General features: G+C 47.4%; 18 protein-coding genes and 1 pseudogene. 9 read left to right on the plus strand and 10 right to left on the minus strand.

Annotated elements, in window-relative coordinates; all coding sequences use genetic code 11:
• The first annotated feature begins 13 nt into the window (after window positions 1-13).
• The 9 genes from GOM71_RS08365 (at window position 14) to GOM71_RS08405 (ending at window position 7,480) form a co-directional block, all read left to right on the plus strand.
• Window positions 14-1,000, plus strand: a complete 987-nt coding sequence (locus GOM71_RS08365; RefSeq protein ID WP_156279786.1) for an aldo/keto reductase — start codon at window positions 14-16, stop codon at window positions 998-1,000.
• Window positions 1,001-1,057: 57 nt separating this feature from the next.
• A complete protein-coding gene (locus tag GOM71_RS08370; RefSeq protein ID WP_156279791.1) occupies window positions 1,058-2,425 on the plus strand; it encodes an LLM class flavin-dependent oxidoreductase in 1,368 nt (455 codons plus the stop codon).
• 42 nt (window positions 2,426-2,467) lie between these two features.
• Window positions 2,468-3,247, plus strand: a complete 780-nt coding sequence (locus GOM71_RS08375) for an ABC transporter permease (RefSeq protein WP_156279793.1) — start codon at window positions 2,468-2,470, stop codon at window positions 3,245-3,247.
• 35 nt (window positions 3,248-3,282) lie between these two features.
• The gene (locus tag GOM71_RS08380) at window positions 3,283-4,317 is read left to right on the plus strand and encodes an ABC transporter substrate-binding protein (RefSeq protein WP_156279798.1); all 1,035 of its coding nucleotides are present in this window, start codon (window positions 3,283-3,285) and stop codon (window positions 4,315-4,317) included.
• A gap of 21 nt (window positions 4,318-4,338) precedes the next feature.
• Window positions 4,339-5,112: an ABC transporter ATP-binding protein gene (locus tag GOM71_RS08385; RefSeq protein WP_156279802.1), complete on the plus strand. Its 774-nt coding sequence runs from the start codon at window positions 4,339-4,341 to the stop codon at window positions 5,110-5,112.
• Between the two features lie 49 nt (window positions 5,113-5,161).
• Window positions 5,162-6,013 (plus strand): sulfurtransferase, encoded by an 852-nt coding sequence (locus tag GOM71_RS08390; RefSeq protein WP_156279804.1) that lies wholly within the window; start codon window positions 5,162-5,164, stop codon window positions 6,011-6,013.
• 512 nt (window positions 6,014-6,525) lie between these two features.
• Window positions 6,526-6,951 carry a VOC family protein gene (locus tag GOM71_RS08395; RefSeq protein WP_156279806.1) on the plus strand — a complete coding sequence of 142 codons (426 nt, stop codon included), beginning with the start codon at window positions 6,526-6,528 and terminating at the stop codon, window positions 6,949-6,951.
• A 5-nt stretch (window positions 6,952-6,956) separates the two neighbouring features.
• Window positions 6,957-7,193 carry an RNA polymerase sigma factor gene (locus tag GOM71_RS08400; protein WP_156279808.1) on the plus strand — a complete coding sequence of 79 codons (237 nt, stop codon included), beginning with the start codon at window positions 6,957-6,959 and terminating at the stop codon, window positions 7,191-7,193.
• Between the two features lie 29 nt (window positions 7,194-7,222).
• Complete coding sequence (locus GOM71_RS08405; protein ID WP_156279810.1) at window positions 7,223-7,480, plus strand: hypothetical protein; 258 nt, start codon at window positions 7,223-7,225, stop codon at window positions 7,478-7,480.
• A 191-nt stretch (window positions 7,481-7,671) separates the two neighbouring features.
• Here the strand turns inward: GOM71_RS08405 and GOM71_RS08410 are convergent, their stop codons facing one another.
• The 10 genes and pseudogenes from GOM71_RS08410 to GOM71_RS08455 all read right to left on the minus strand — a co-directional run bounded on the left by GOM71_RS08410 (window position 7,672) and on the right by GOM71_RS08455 (window position 15,048).
• Window positions 7,672-8,322: an alpha/beta fold hydrolase gene (locus GOM71_RS08410; protein ID WP_156279812.1), complete on the minus strand. Its 651-nt coding sequence runs from the start codon at window positions 8,320-8,322 to the stop codon at window positions 7,672-7,674.
• Window positions 8,323-8,392: 70 nt separating this feature from the next.
• Complete coding sequence (locus GOM71_RS08415; protein ID WP_156279814.1) at window positions 8,393-9,181, minus strand: VOC family protein; 789 nt, start codon at window positions 9,179-9,181, stop codon at window positions 8,393-8,395.
• A 75-nt stretch (window positions 9,182-9,256) separates the two neighbouring features.
• Window positions 9,257-9,976 (minus strand): RNA polymerase sigma factor, encoded by a 720-nt coding sequence (locus tag GOM71_RS08420; protein WP_216651733.1) that lies wholly within the window; start codon window positions 9,974-9,976, stop codon window positions 9,257-9,259.
• Between the two features lie 381 nt (window positions 9,977-10,357).
• Window positions 10,358-10,882 (minus strand): hypothetical protein, encoded by a 525-nt coding sequence (locus GOM71_RS08425; RefSeq protein ID WP_156279818.1) that lies wholly within the window; start codon window positions 10,880-10,882, stop codon window positions 10,358-10,360.
• Between the two features lie 804 nt (window positions 10,883-11,686).
• Window positions 11,687-11,917 carry a hypothetical protein gene (locus GOM71_RS08430; RefSeq protein ID WP_216651734.1) on the minus strand — a complete coding sequence of 77 codons (231 nt, stop codon included), beginning with the start codon at window positions 11,915-11,917 and terminating at the stop codon, window positions 11,687-11,689.
• Between the two features lie 221 nt (window positions 11,918-12,138).
• The gene (locus GOM71_RS08435) at window positions 12,139-12,474 is read right to left on the minus strand and encodes a hypothetical protein (RefSeq protein WP_156279822.1); all 336 of its coding nucleotides are present in this window, start codon (window positions 12,472-12,474) and stop codon (window positions 12,139-12,141) included.
• Between the two features lie 117 nt (window positions 12,475-12,591).
• On the minus strand, window positions 12,592-13,443 hold the full coding sequence (locus tag GOM71_RS08440; RefSeq protein ID WP_156279824.1) for an SDR family oxidoreductase: 852 nt from the start codon (window positions 13,441-13,443) through the stop codon (window positions 12,592-12,594).
• A gap of 25 nt (window positions 13,444-13,468) precedes the next feature.
• A pseudogene (locus GOM71_RS08445) lies at window positions 13,469-14,237 on the minus strand (DODA-type extradiol aromatic ring-opening family dioxygenase).
• Window positions 14,238-14,258: 21 nt separating this feature from the next.
• Window positions 14,259-14,669 (minus strand): DUF6069 family protein, encoded by a 411-nt coding sequence (locus GOM71_RS08450; RefSeq protein ID WP_156279826.1) that lies wholly within the window; start codon window positions 14,667-14,669, stop codon window positions 14,259-14,261.
• A 25-nt stretch (window positions 14,670-14,694) separates the two neighbouring features.
• Entirely contained in the window at window positions 14,695-15,048 is a 354-nt protein-coding gene (locus tag GOM71_RS08455) for a DoxX family protein (protein WP_156279828.1), read from the minus strand.
• Window positions 15,049-15,183: the final 135 nt, after the last annotated feature.

Consider the following 15,183-nt stretch of genomic DNA (forward strand, 5'->3'; position numbering starts at 1 on the left):
GGAGTGCGACAAAATGAAATATCGTAGATTAGGAAGAACCGGGCTTAAGGTGTCGGAAGTCAGCTTGGGAACGATGGCATTCGGCAGATGGATCGACGAGAAAGCTTCGGCGAAGGTACTGGATACCGCGCTGGACGCGGGCATTAACGTCATAGATACGGCGGATGTCTACGGCAGAGGAATGGATCTCGGCGACATCTCGCTGCTTGGCGAATCCGAAGCCATTATCGGCCGAATCCTCAAGGGTCGGAGAGACGACATTATACTGGCGACGAAATTCCATAATCGGACAGGTCCGGGCGTCAACGACCAGGGTCAGAGCCGTTATCATATTTACCGGGCGCTGGAGAACAGCTTAAGACGGTTGCAGACAGACCACATCGACCTGTACCAGATTCACGGCTTCGATTCGGAAACGCCGATCGAAGAGACGCTTCGCGCCCTCGACGATCTGATTAAACAAGGGAAAATCCGGTACATCGGATGTTCGAACTATGCGGCGTGGCAGTTGGCCAAATCTCATGGAGTGAGCGCCTTGCATGGTTTGCACCGCTTCGACAGCGTTCAACCGGAGTATAGCCTGATCACGAGAAACATCGAGAAGGAGCTCGTCCCGTTCGCCGAATCCGAGAATGTCGGCATCATCTCCTACAGTCCTCTCGGAAGAGGCATTCTGACGGGGAAGTACCGTCAAGGCGAAGCGCCTCCGTCCGATTCCAGGCTCGCGGCCGGAGAGAAGAGGCTCAAGCTCTTGCTTAACGCGAATCCTGCATACGATCTCGTTGACACGATTCGCCCGTTGGCCGAAGCCCGGGGATGGACGCTGGCCCAGTTCGCGCTCTCGTGGGTATTGAGTCACCCTTACATCTCGTCTGCTATTCTTGGAGCATCGAAGCCGGAGCAGATTTTGGATTCGGTAAAGTTCGCGGATGAGCGCCTTACGCAGGGAGAGTTGACGGAGATCAATGAAGCATCGCGCCGTCTTGGCCTTTTGTCATAACTACAATCCATTGTTGTCGCATGTGATAACTAAGATATTAATGGGGAGGAAAACAATATGAGTAAACTCCAACGCAAGCTGCATCTCGGCCTTTTCCTATTCTCGACAGGGTATCATCCCGCGGGCTGGAGATTGCCCGAAGCCCGGGCCGACGGTTCGTTTGATCCCCGGTTCTTCATCGAAGTGGCGCAGAAGCTAGAGCGTGCGAAGTTCGATTTCTTCTTCTTGGGCGACAGATTGGCAACTAGCGCGTCCGAGCAATATACGTTTCCCTCGCAGATGGTCCGGCCGGAGCCGTTCACGATCCTGTCCCATCTCGCGGCGTTCACGGAGAAGATCGGTTTGATCGTGACGGTGAATACGACGTACGCCGAACCGTATCATGTGGCTCGGATGACCGCATCGCTGGATTACTTGAGCGGCGGACGCGCCGCATGGAACGTCGTGACGGGAGCGGATACCCGCGCCGCGCTTAACTTCAGCCGCGAGAAGCATTGGGATAACGCCAAGCGCTACGATTACGCGGACGAGTTCGTCGGAGTCGTTAAGCGGCTGTGGGATTCGTGGGAGGATGACGCGTTCATCCGGGACAAGGAGTCCGGCGAATTTATAGACGAGAGCAAAGTGCATGCGATTCATCACGTGGGCGATCAGTTTTCCGTCGAAGGACCGCTTAACGTGGCTAGACCGCCGCAAGGCCAGATTCCGTTGTTATCCGCCGGCACCTCCGAGCGTAGCCAGGAGCTCGGGGCCCAATTCTCCAGCGCGATCTTCACCGGAGAGGTGCTGCTCGAAGAGGCGAAGAAATTCTATGCCGGCATCAAGAGCAAGTTAGCCAAGTACGGCCGTACTCCGGATGAGCTATCGATTATGCCGGGACTTGTACCCTTGGTGGGAAGAACCGAGGAAGAGGCGCACGCGAAATACCGGGAACTGAGCTCGCTTCTCGTAACCGATTTTAATTTGACCGCGTTATCCAATCGAATCGGCATCGATCTGACCGGGTATCCTCTCGACGGGCCGCTACCCGATCTATCGCTATCCAGCCTTCCGGACGACAAGGCTAGGCGACTGGTCGCGTTGGCGCAACGGGCATCCGGGCACGAAGACATTACGGTTCGGGAGCTGTTCCATTATTTCGCCGCGACGGCAAGGGGCCATCTTCTGATCGTGGGTGATCCCGAGCAAATCGCGGATCAGATGGAAGAATGGTTCGTTCAAGAAGCGGCCGACGGCTTCAATATTTGTCCTCCGTACATGACGGGAGGGTTGGATTTATTCGTGGAATTAGTCGTGCCGGTGCTGCAGCGTCGCGGATTGTTCAGAACCGATTACGAGGGAGCGACATTCCGGGAACACTTCGGCTTGTCTCGTCCGGATAACCGGTTCGCGAAGAAGGGCGCACTGCAGGGAGCCGCCGAATAAAGCGCCGGTCTATCCGGACTAGCGCGGAAACGAGGGAAGCGTATGGGCGACGGAACATCGAACCGATACAGCAGCGGAATCGTCATAGGTCAGGTTGCGCTCTTGCTGCTCGTTCTGGGAATTATCGAATATCTTGTAAGGGCGGGTATCGTCGGCAGCTTGTACTTGTCGGCGCCGACCGAGGTCATTCATGAGATCATCAAATTATTTGCCGATGGAGATGTCTTTCATCACCTGTCCGTCACTCTTCGCGAGTTCGCGGCAGGGTACGCGCTCTCCGCGGTCGCCGGAATCGGAACCGGTATGCTGCTGGTTCTCGTCCCGAAGGCGGAAATGTTCTTCAAGCCCTTCCTGTCCGCCCTCTTGGCGATACCGAAGGTGACGATCATCCCCTTGTTAATGTTGTGGCTGGGGATCGGACTTTCCAATAAAGTCGCTATCGTATTTCTGTTTTGCTTCTTCACGATTGCGTTTAATACGATTACCGGAATCAAGCAGACGGCGGAAAATCATCTGAAGGTGGCCCGCGTGTTCGAGGCGTCAAAGGTTCAAACGATCATCAAGGTGATTCTGCCTTCCGCGGCGCCGACCATATTCGTCGCTTTGCGGTTATCGGCGGCAACGGGGCTGGTCGGAGCGTTGTTCGGGGAGATGATCGCGTCGAAGGACGGACTCGGCAATCTGCTCGTTCAGGCGACATCGCTGTATAACACGGCTCAAGCGTTCGCGATTATTACGGTCGTGACGATCGTCTCCGTACTCATTATCGCCGTGATCGACTTACTCGAGAAGCGAGTCGTTCTGAGATGGAAGTCTTCGTAGAAATTAAAGCTAACTAGGATAAGGGAGAGATAGAGATGAACAAGAAAAGATGGGCAGGAGCATGGATATTAAGCGTAGCGGTAGCACTCGTTCTCTCGGGTTGCTCTGGCAACTCGAATAATAACAATGGCAGAGCAGCTTCGCCGGCATCGCCGGAAACTTCCGAATCTCCGTCCGCTTCGCCGGCAGCCAACCAAGAGTTGCAGAAAATCCGGTACGCGCCTTTAAACGGCGTTAGCGGATTGGCCGTCCGATTCGGTGCGGACAAAGGCTTTTTCAAAGAAGAAGGCCTTGACGTCGAGTTCATTACCACTAAGAATGCCGTCGAGGGATTAACGAGCAAAGACGTCGATATCGCAGACGTCGCGACGACAACGGCAATTATCGCGGCAGGCAAAGGAGCCCCGATCAAGATCGTCTCCTCCATGTTCCGCACGAAAGGCCCATTCTATCTCATCGCGGCCCCGGGTATCAACAGCGTTGAAGAGCTGAAGGGGAAGAAAGTCGGAGCGGCCGTCTTCGGAAGCGGCTTGGACGTCTACACGCAGAAAATTTTGCAACAGCATGGCTTGACCAAAGACGACGTCACTTACGTGGCCAACGGCGCGCAAGAAGCGGCATACGCGAGCTTGGAATCCGGTCAAGTGGATGCGACGATTATACACGAACCTTTCGCCTCCCTGGTGGAGATCACTGGCAAAGGGAAGCTGCTTGCCAAGGGGTGGGACTACCTGCCAAACTTCCATACGGGGGTGCTCGCTTCCCGGAACGATTTTATCGAGAAGAATCCGGAATTGATCGAGAAGCTGCTGCGCGCTTACTTCAAATCCCAAGAATACGCGAAGAACAATATCGAAGAGTATAAAGCTTATTTCCTGGAGAACGTCAAAGTAGACCCTAAGGCGGTCGATAGCGCGTTCGAACGCGAGAAAGTGTTATGGGAGAATAACCCGAACGTGGATGCCAATGCCTTGCTGGAGACGCAGCAAATTCAAGTCGAGCTCGGTTTCCAAGACGAAATCTACGATGTCGAGAAGATTCTCGATTTGCGGTTCATCCCTAAGCAGTAAGACGAATAGAGGTGTTCAATCATGGCCGGTTTCTCGATTAAGGGCGTGTCGAAAATATACGGGGGTGCTACCCCTACGGAGACGCTGACGAATATTGATCTGACGATCGAGGACGGAGAGTTCTTGAGCATTCTGGGTCCGAGCGGCTGCGGCAAAAGCACGCTGCTCGAGATCTTGGCCGGTCTGCAGTCGCCTACCTCGGGAGAAGTGCTGTTCGGGGGCAAAAAGCTACAGGGAACGGGAATTGAGCGAGGGGTCGTTTTTCAGGATCCATCGTTATACCCTTGGCGCACGGTGTTCCAGAACGTCGAGTTAGGACTCGAAATTCGAGGGGCTTCGAAGGCGGATCGAAAGGCTAGCGTGCATAAATACCTCGAGATGGTAGGATTGCGAGGCTTCGAGCATAAGTATCCTCATCATCTATCCGGAGGGATGAAGCAGCGGGCGGGCCTCGCCCGCGCGCTGGCCAACAGCCCCGAGGTTCTGCTCATGGACGAACCGTTCGGAGCGGTCGATCACTTGACCCGACTGCAACTGCAAGACGATCTGTTGAAAATATGGGAAGCCGAGAAGAAGACGGTCGTCTTCGTCACGCATGACGTATCGGAGGCGGTCTTTCTCGGAGACCGGGTTGTACTGCTCTCCCCGAGGCCCGGAAGAATCAATACGATCTTCCACGTGCCGAACAAGCGTACGCGCAAGCGCGACGACATCGAGCTGCTCAAGATTCAGAACGATATTTACATGGCGATACATGAAGTGAAGACGCAGGAGCATCTGGAATTCACGATTTAATAGCGTAGATGTTCAGAACTCGTAATCGCTGGGAGGAGAGTGTGCAAGTATGTCATTTAAGAATATCGTTGACGCGGAATGGGTTCGATCTCGCCAGAGTGCGAGCGAACAGCTGGTAATCGCAGACGTTCGGTTCTCGCCTAAGGATGCTCAGTATGGACGCAACGCTTATGATAAGGGACATCTGCCGGGAGCGGTGTTCGTCGATTTCAAAGCGGATCTGACCGATCCTGCCCGAGAACATGGAGGGCGCAGTCCCCTTCCGTCTCCGGAACGTCTGGCTGGCGTGTTCGGAGGCCTTGGAATCGATCAATCCACGACTGTCGTCGTTTACGAGGACGGTAACGGTCCGGCGGCTTCTCGGCTATGGTGGATATTGAAGTATTTCGGTCATGACAACGTCTACGTGTTGGACGGAGGATACTCGGCTTGGACTGCGGTCGGATTTCCGGTTACGGACGAGCCTTCAGCGCTGGAAAGACGCACGTTCGTTCCCGCCGTTCGGCCGGAACTGCTCGCCGAAGTGGCTGACGTGCGCGCGGCGTCGGAACGCCGCGTAACCTCGGCGCTCGTCGATTCTCGCGACGCCAACCAATATCTCGGCCTCGAAGCACCATTCGATCCGATAGCCGGACGCATTCCGGGGGCGGTCAACTACTTCTGGAAGGATGCGCTGAACGAGGATGGGAGCTGGAAGTCTCCGGAACAGCTTCGCGAACGCTTCGGCGGCGTTGCCTCCGCCTCGGACGAGATCATCGTCTATTGCAACTCGGGTATCTCAGCCACGCCGAACGTGTTGGCTCTTCAGGAGGCTGGGTTCACTCGCGTGAAGCTGTATGCGGGGAGCTGGAGCGACTGGATCTCATACGAGGAAAACCCGATTGCGACGGGGGAAGAGTAAAGACGGAAAGGCATATAACAGTATACAGATCATGAATACATCGCCATTCGGCTTATATGCCCTGGCGATGTATTTTTTATGCTCTGAAGTCAACAAGGAGTCAACACGCAGTTGCTGAAAGTACTTTCATGACGGGTCAAAAGCGAGCGTACGCTCTCAGTAACCTGCACAGACAAAAAGGGCCGGGTCTGCCCCACCTTTGCAGTGTTGCAATCGCCCAGTCCCGATAAGCAAGTCAACAACTTTACATAACAAGAACGTTATTCAACGCAGAATCAACGTGGTTTTCTTTTACAATAAAATTGATGAAGCCCGTCTGTAATTTTATAGTATTATTAACCCGATGAAGCTGAAAAAGAGGGGGGAATATCGTGTATACAATATTAGAAACGACTCCGAAGCTCAACAAATCTCTGTGAACTAAGAGATTTTATTGTACACCCCCATATCTATGCGACAAAATTTCCCGTTATATTAGTATATGTTTAATACAAACATGGAGGATTGGTTCGATGAGAAAAATCGTCAGCAAGATCAGCGGTATCTTTATCCCGGTAACCGACTTACAGCGTTCGACGGAGTGGTACATTAGGATTTTTGACTTGGAAGTCATCGAAAGATCGGAAATGTACACGGGGCTTGCCTTTCCAGGGGAAGTGACCAGCATAGGTCTATGGAAAGTCGAGAAGCCGCAGCCGATACATTTCGATACGGGAACGTTTAAAGTCCCCTACTATAACTTTGAGTCATTTGATATTGAATACTCGCATGCCGCTCTGATCGAGAAGGGCGTGGACGTGCAAGAGATCGAGATACACGAGGAAGAGACTCGATTCTTTGATTTCCATGATCCGGACGGTAACTTGCTTGGTATCGTTGAAGAATTGCCAGGCTCGGCCGCCTTCTACGCTCATAAGCAAAAGTACCGCAGAGATTGAAGGTTATGGCCCTTCTCCCGACGGATGCGGCATTCGAGGAATTAACGCTGTCGCTTGAGCCGGAACTGTGCAGGTACTGCAGGAAAATAGCCGGTTCTGAGTGGGACGGTGACGATTTATTTCAAGAGACGATTATTAAGGCGTTTCACAGATTCAGAAGATGGCCGGAGCGCGAACTGAGCAAGCCCTACATGTATCGTATCGCGGCGAATGCATGGCTTGATACAATCCAAACATCTTAGATTCTCATGGAGAAAGGAGGCATGAAAAGATGTTAAAATTCATTAAAAATTTGATTTTCAAAATAGGTTATATATATGGGAAGTTCCAATATTTGATCATGAGCATTGCCGTATTAGGCATTTTAGATTTCCTTGTTTACTATGAACTAGCTATTTCGATGGCGGCGTTGCTAGCTCCTGAACTAGCCCCAGTGATATTACTAATATTTGCTTGGCTCATGTATAAAGGGATTAAGAAGTTCATTCAGACTAGACGAGGCAAGAAATATAGTTTTTTTATAGTGTAAAATCAGCAATAAGTCATCTAAGAGGGGTTCGTGGGGGAGTAAGAAACTGGAGCGATTGGATCTCTTATGGGGAGAATCCGATTGCCAAAAGTGACGAGGAATAACCGAGCAACACATAGCAGCATGCTATTTTCTGAGTACAGAGCACGGTAAGATTATTACCGCTGCTCTGTATTTTTTATGCCCCGAAGTCAACACGGAGTCAATAAGCGATTCCTGTAAATACTTTCAGCGTGAGTCGGACCAAGTGTGCGCCACACCCTTCTCTCATCGCCACTGAAACCACTTGAACCTACTTTTCTCCAACAATATATCCTGCTTTTCCCCCCGGTGAGGTCAACACCATAAATGAGCATTCTTTCACCTTCCATCATATGTACCACTTGACCAATTCCAATATACGCATGAAAAAGTTCAGGATACCGGTGAGCCGCCAACGAACCGATAATTGTTCCCCATGATCTTCCGACAAGAATAATCTTCTGCTTGTTATACTTTTGGCTAAGATAAATTGAGAGTACACGGATATCCTCTACATAATCATCAATAGTCAGATGGTCGTTGAACACCCTTTTGTCGTACGATTTTCCTGCACCTCTTTGATCCCAATGGACACAGATAAAATGTTCTTCTAATTGTCTTTGTAATTTACTTGCAAAGCCCATTGTTGTGACTCCTGGACCACCGTGTAAAAATAGCAATAAAGGTTTTTGAATGTTTCTTCCGCGGACTAAAATCCATTGTTTATTACCTCGAATACTAATGGGACTTATATTAGCAACACTATTTCTTAAGCGAATTCCATTTTTATCTTTGAAAATAGGCGCCTTGGATTTATTCATAATGTCCCCTATACCAAATAATTCAAGTTTAGATAACCCGATAGCTGTCGGATTCCGCGCTTTACCCTTGCTATAGACACAATGCCTTCTCTTCAAAAGTGATACCTTTACTCAAGGCATCTTCCGCAATTCGGATCACATTGCCTGAAGGATCGGCTATAATCGTCTGCAGCCGCTCCTGCTCGTCTTCCCGGACTTCCGCGATTTGTTCTCCACCGTCTTTCAACTTTTGCACCATTCCGTTAAAATCATCGACTGCCAACGAAATCCCGTACTGCTCCTTTTGTAACTCCGCCTCGATTTTCAATCGTTTCCCATCCTTGATCTCGATCAACATGATCGTCTGACCGGAAGGAAGCAGATGGAAGTTGTATTCCCCCGGCCTTTGCAGGACAGCGCCGAAGTACTTGATATACCAATCACTAGATGACTTTAAATCCGCAACCGGAATATATACGGTTTCAATACCATCGGCAGATGGGTGCTCAAATCCGATAAATCCGCCCCACAGATGCAGCCTGTTTCCGTCGGGATCGTAAGCCTTAAAGTTATAGCCACACTCGTCTATGCATTCACCCGCATCCCACCCGCTAGCCGCAAGCCGATGATGCATTCCATGTACATCAGCCGTTCTGATCGTACATGGGAACATCTCATACCCTTCATCGTTGAAAAAATTCATATTCGTCTGCCGCTTTGTGGACACCAGTTGAATCCACTGGTCTTTACCGACCATAACCCGCGCACTTTGTTTGTCGGCCCCAGCGTCCATTTTGGAATATCCAAGCTTACCATACCACTCAACAGCCTGTTCGAGCTTGCTTACCGGCAAGCAAAACATTTCAATACGGACATGCATTGATTTTTCCTCCCAGTGAGAAATGATGTTATTACACATAAGTAACGTCATTTTACAGCCGAATCTTACAGCTCGTTACAATTGTTCTGTACTAATTCTAAATAGATTTCCATTAGGGTCACTAAGCAAGAAAACAAGGCGGTTTTCTCGTAGTAAAATTTGTTGAACCCGAATCCCTTCACTCAAGAGGTCGATGTACACTTGGCGGATCAATTCCGGGCTACGCTGCCGAAACGCATGCAGAAGCTGTTCGAACAATGCTCCCTGCTGAAACTTTTCCGTTTTTTGTTTGCGGTTTGATTGATTGACTGAATCATCGGTTAAAGCCCATTTCTTCAACATTTTCCTTGCCCGATGCAGCGTTACCAAGATAGCATTTTCCGTTCCGGCAATGAACCCTGACACTTCTTTGGCGGTATAATCGAACACATCCATCAATAACAGTACCACGACGTATTTTGCAGGCAGCCGTTCTACTAGAAGCTCCAGCAACTCACGCGTGTCATATTGCTGCGAATATTCCGGAACATCACGAGCATCATCGATTGACTGTTCCAAGACCCGTTTTTTACGCAGCCGATCCACCCACAGATTGTGCGCGATTCGATATACAAACGCATTGGAAATGGACGTACCTGGATGTTCCTGTTTAAGTCTGACCAGTCGCATCAAGGTCTCTTGGGCCAAATCTTCGGCATCCCATTCCAAGCCGGTAATATGCTGGCAGTATCGGATCGTTTTCTTGCGAAGCTCGTCAAAATATTCTTCTGACATCAAACATCGCTGCTTTCCCAATAAATTTCAAATCTGTTTGGTATATTTCGACAATAGGGGTTCGGAATCCTCTGATTGGTAAAACCAACCAACGTCTTATTGAAATGGAATCTGGCTGCGGCGTAACCTCCAAAAGGGGATCTCGTTGACTTCGTATATGCAAAACAAGCCGCCAAAGCCCTCGGGCTATATGGCGGCTTATTTGTCGTGTAGATACTGCTATGCCTTGCTCGGGTTCTCATCATCTCCAGTGGCTATCGGGTTATGTTGCAACATAATTGTAGTATCGAACATGATGATCGCCGGTTGTTTGTAGCACCCGGAAGGGTGAAGGGGTTGGGTTGTGGACGTGGTTGTTGAATGATAGTTGGCAGTAAGAATGTAAAAATGCAGCCATGCTTCTTACCAATTAATATTATAGGAACAATTAATACCGCCTGTTTTGACACAAGAGCCTTCTGCATGGGTTACGGTTACTTTAGAGACAGAACCCTTGTTTACTAAGGCATCAAGAATGCCTCGAACAAAATCGCAAGGGTGGGAACCTTCGAAAACAGCAGTAGCCGATTTTTCACCCGTCATTGAATAGGTCCATCTTCCAGATTTGGGTCCTCTGTGATTCATTCGATAACCAGTGTCCATGATGCTAAGTACTTTTTCCACAGTATCGAGATCGGGAGGAAACACTGAAACTTCCACTGTTTTTTTCCCGACATTATAGAGGGTGGTTGGTCCAACTTTTTTGCCAAGAGCATTTAAAACATCGATCCACGGCTGCATCGGAATCCATTGATCCGGTTGAGGTTCCGTGGGCAAACTATGCTCTTCCAAAAGTCTTTCCGCTTGCGATCGAAAAGCCCCCAATCCATTAATGACTCCCAATATTGAGCTTCCAATTACTTCGCAACTTTCAAGTGATTTTGTCATAAATAAATCCTCCTTGCAGCCTATCAAACTGTAATTTAACACCTAAATATATAGTTCCACATAAAATGACATACTCCTGTATGACAAATAGATCTACTGTGTTCATTTTGTAAAGTATGTGCGATTTACAGAAGACATACCTTGTCCGCTTAGATGCAACGGCAACATCAACACGCCAACGATTACTTCCGCTGCGGTTACCTTATACCATCCATTAATTAGATTATTACTTTGTCCTGTTACTTCACGCCAAGAGAATCGAAGCTTTGAAGCCCCGAATGCTCTCAACAATCACAATCGTGATGTCATTGTTGATCTCATGTTGATTCAACACTTCTAGCTATGGCATGTTGATTTGCTGTTTAATAGAAGATGAATTTCCAAATCTAAATATGAGATTACCACTCGAAAGAGGAGGGGTTGCCGGGCGATGTATTCAAATCTAACATACTGCTATCTGCCTCTCAGCTCTTACTCCTCACCCGTAGCAACCGTGTTACTAGAAATCAGCTCCAATCGCTCCAGTTGTCGGACCACTCTTTTCTTTATCTACGCTCGGACCTCCCATTCTTGGTAAAATAGCTCTATATATCGTTCCATATAGCAATGACGTTCCTCAGCGATTCGTTTTGCGGAAGTCATATTTATGCGATCCTTGAGTCTTAGTATTGCTCAAGAAATTACAGGTAGCATTAAACTCACACAATGATCAACATGGCTTTCAATCACATTTAGGTAAGAGACAAAAGACGGTGAATCTTCATACCTTACATTCATATAGGCAAAAATGGGTTCATAAATTCACTATGAGTTAATACCATCTTCGAATGCACTTCGAAACTTTGCAGGCACTATATTTATTCCAATAGGGATGTCATTTTTCTGATTTTCATTTTTATATCTTCCCAATGGCATACTTACTTCTGATATAAACTGCATTAAGAAACTTAAGATAAAGTCTTTTTGTAATTCAAACATATCGTGATCAAAACCACCGTCTTTATTCTTATGACCCTCAATATCCATGTAAATCATTCTGTTCTTGTTTGGGTATTTTTCTTGAGCATTCTTAACTAAAGTGAATAAAATTTCTGCCGACTTCTCAAATCCTTCTTATCTTTTAACTACATGATAGATTGTAATTCCACGATCATCTTCTTTCATCTTTTAAGCCTCGTTATCAGCAATAATTACGCATAACGTTTTTGCACGACGTCCCTTCACCTAAGGTCACGAAATGACCAGCCGCAACGTGATTAGGTGGAGGAATGTGATTCACCTTTTATTCTATTTAATAGATTCTTTGCAAATTGCATTGTTGAGTTTTCAATGTTTCCATCATAATCAATCTCATTGCCAATATCGAAAATGTGATCCTCTAAGAGTTCTTTAAGCTTTTCGATTTCAAAAGTAATATCTTGACCAAAGAAATGTTGTTTGACTGCATTTTGGTCAGTGATAAAAACAAACTCCCAAATTTCTTTGCACTTTATTTCTGATCTATCCAGGAGAGCTCGTAATGAATCTTCTGCACAGTTAATAGAGGGATGGACATATCTCGATAGCATTCTTTTCCACAGCTCCACCATCATCTCTCGCCATTTCTACACTCAATATTATTCGCCCTACTTATGATAAGGTTCAGCTTAACGTGTCTAACGGCGAAAATGCAAGGAGCACAGATATCGAACATCCGTGCTCCTTTTGCATCAATTCAATATTTGTTTAATTACCTCGTCCAACGGCGTAGCCGGACGCCCTAATATTTCCACTAAATCATCGCTCTCGATATCTAGCTCGCCGTCGCGAATCCCGCTTTGAGTAGAAACCAAAAAGGGAATGAACATTTCAGGAACGCCCGCATCGCTCATCATTTTACCGTAGGTATTATCGTCGACTTGAAGAACTTGAACCTCTTTGTTCACCGCTTGATTGAAAATTGTAACCAACTCTTGTTGTGTCAAAGGTTTACCCGATAACTCATATACCTTATTGTCGTGTCCCTGACTGGTTAAAACCTTTACTGCCGCTTCTGCAAAGTCGCGACGGGCAACCCATCCTACTTTGCCGGTGCCTGCAGATGTAACCCAGGGCGCACCGTTAAGCACGGCTTGAAAAGTTCCGATCTCGTTCTCCAAATACCAATTGTTACGCAAAATAGTGAACGGAATACCCGACGCCTGAAGCTCATTCTCCGTTACGCGGTGGTCCGGCGCTACGAACAGATTGCTCTCCTGGGCATTCGGCGCGCTCGTATAAGCGATAAACTGTACACCAGCTTCTTTTGCTGCCTTAATCGCATTGATATGCTGTTGATCCCGGCCTTGCAAATCTCCGGATGAGATAATCAGGAGTCTGTCGATTCCTTCAAAGGCTTTAACCAGAGATTCCGGTTCGTTGAAATTGCCATAACGCACATCTATGCCAACACCGCTTAGTTTCTCTGCCTTTTTGGGATCGCGGACACTAACAGCGATCTGTTCTACCGGCATTACCTTTATTAAACCCTCTACCACCAATGCCCCAAGATTTCCGGTCGCTCCCGTTACGAGTACTTTCATTTTGTATCCTCCCCAACTTCACATTCTATATTTCGAAGCAAATATGGCTAAATGTCCCGAACTGATATCCCTTAAAGATCGCTTTCGGCTTTTCCGTTCCACTTGAACTCCCGTAGGCATGGAACAGCGGCACGAAATGCTCCGCCCTCGGAACCGCACGTCTGGAATAAGGTGCCGATTGCTCAAATTGGAGCAAACCCTCAATGTCGCGATTAACGATTCTATCTTCAATCCAATTATCAAATTCTACAGCCCATTCTTCGGGATACGTCTGATTAAACTTGATCTCATTGAAATTGTGAACGGTTGTTCCGCTCCCAATGATAAGAATTCCTTCTTCTCCGAGCCCTTTTAAAGCTATACCAATATCAAGCTGTTCCCTCGTAGTTAGAAATGGATTGACGGATATACTTACAATCGGAATATTTGCCTCCGGATACATATGCCTTAAGAAGACCCACGAGCCATTGATCCAATCCTCGCTCATAATCTCTTCTGGTTGCAATGCCATTAAGACGAAAGCGTTCTTCCAATCTTTCCGCTAATTCAGGCGATCCTTGAGCAGGATAATTCAACTGATATAATTCATCGGGAAATCCACCGAAATCGTAAATCGTCTGTAACGTTCCTTCTACAAAAGAAATCGTTGTAACCTGTTGCTCCCAATGGGCACTAAACATGACAATCGCCTTCGGTTGAAATCTTTTTCCCGTTTCCGCTAGAAAATGTGTATAAGGCGAATTTTCTAACGCCAACAATGGTGAACCATGACAAATAAATAAAGATGGTATCATAACGAACCTCCTTACGATTACTTAAGCGTGCTTCTTCCAACAAGCAACCCAAAGAACGACAACAGTAGCCACGACGTGCATGATCTCTAGGTAAACAACAAACTCGGTTGTCGGATCTTTGACGGATGCCGGAGTGAAAAGCAGCAAGATAAATCCGACAATTGCAATAATCCTGAAAATCTTTAAACTGCCAACCGCTGCAAAAATAACCATTCCTATTAATGTCCCCAATACGCTCATCATGATTACATTAGATATTTGCAAGGATTTACCGGCCATTACTTCGATCGTACTCGGGAAAGCTCCCGCTGCATCTCCAATGTAATAAACGACAATGTTGAGAACAGTAGCGATAAGCGCTGCTACAAATGCCCTTACTGCGTATGCTTTCAATGTTAATCTTTTTGATGCATGAACTGCTGTGCTACTCAATGTTGCTACCTCCTTGATTTCTTTTTTATAGACGTCCAATAACCACGAAAATAGCCAATACCAGCAGAATAATGTTCATACCGATCGCTTGATTCTCTTTTCGCTTTGCATGGAATACAACTGCGAACAACATAATCAAAGCAAGACCAATTGCAGCAATTGGCGTTAAACTAGGTGCGATATCCGTGGACCAAGGAAGTATCAGACCAATACCTCCAAGTAGTTCAACCAATCCGATGAAAGTAACTAGGCTTTTCGAGGCATCTTTAACCCACGGCATAGAGGCTTTGGCTTTCTCATATTGAAAAGCCTTCGTCATCCCCGCAAAAATAAACATTAATGCTAATAGTCCTTGTACGACCCACAAAGCGATATTCATGTTTTATTCACTCCTGTTTGTATTATGTTGCGACCTAGGTATATAATAGTTCATAGAATACTAATTCATAAGTAGGCACTTAAAATAAACATAGTATAAAAAAAGATACCTTAGACCTTATATGATAAAAATAAG

It is taken from the genome of Paenibacillus sp. NEAU-GSW1, from assembly GCF_009737085.1.
Lineage (GTDB): Bacteria > Bacillota > Bacilli > Paenibacillales > Paenibacillaceae > Pristimantibacillus.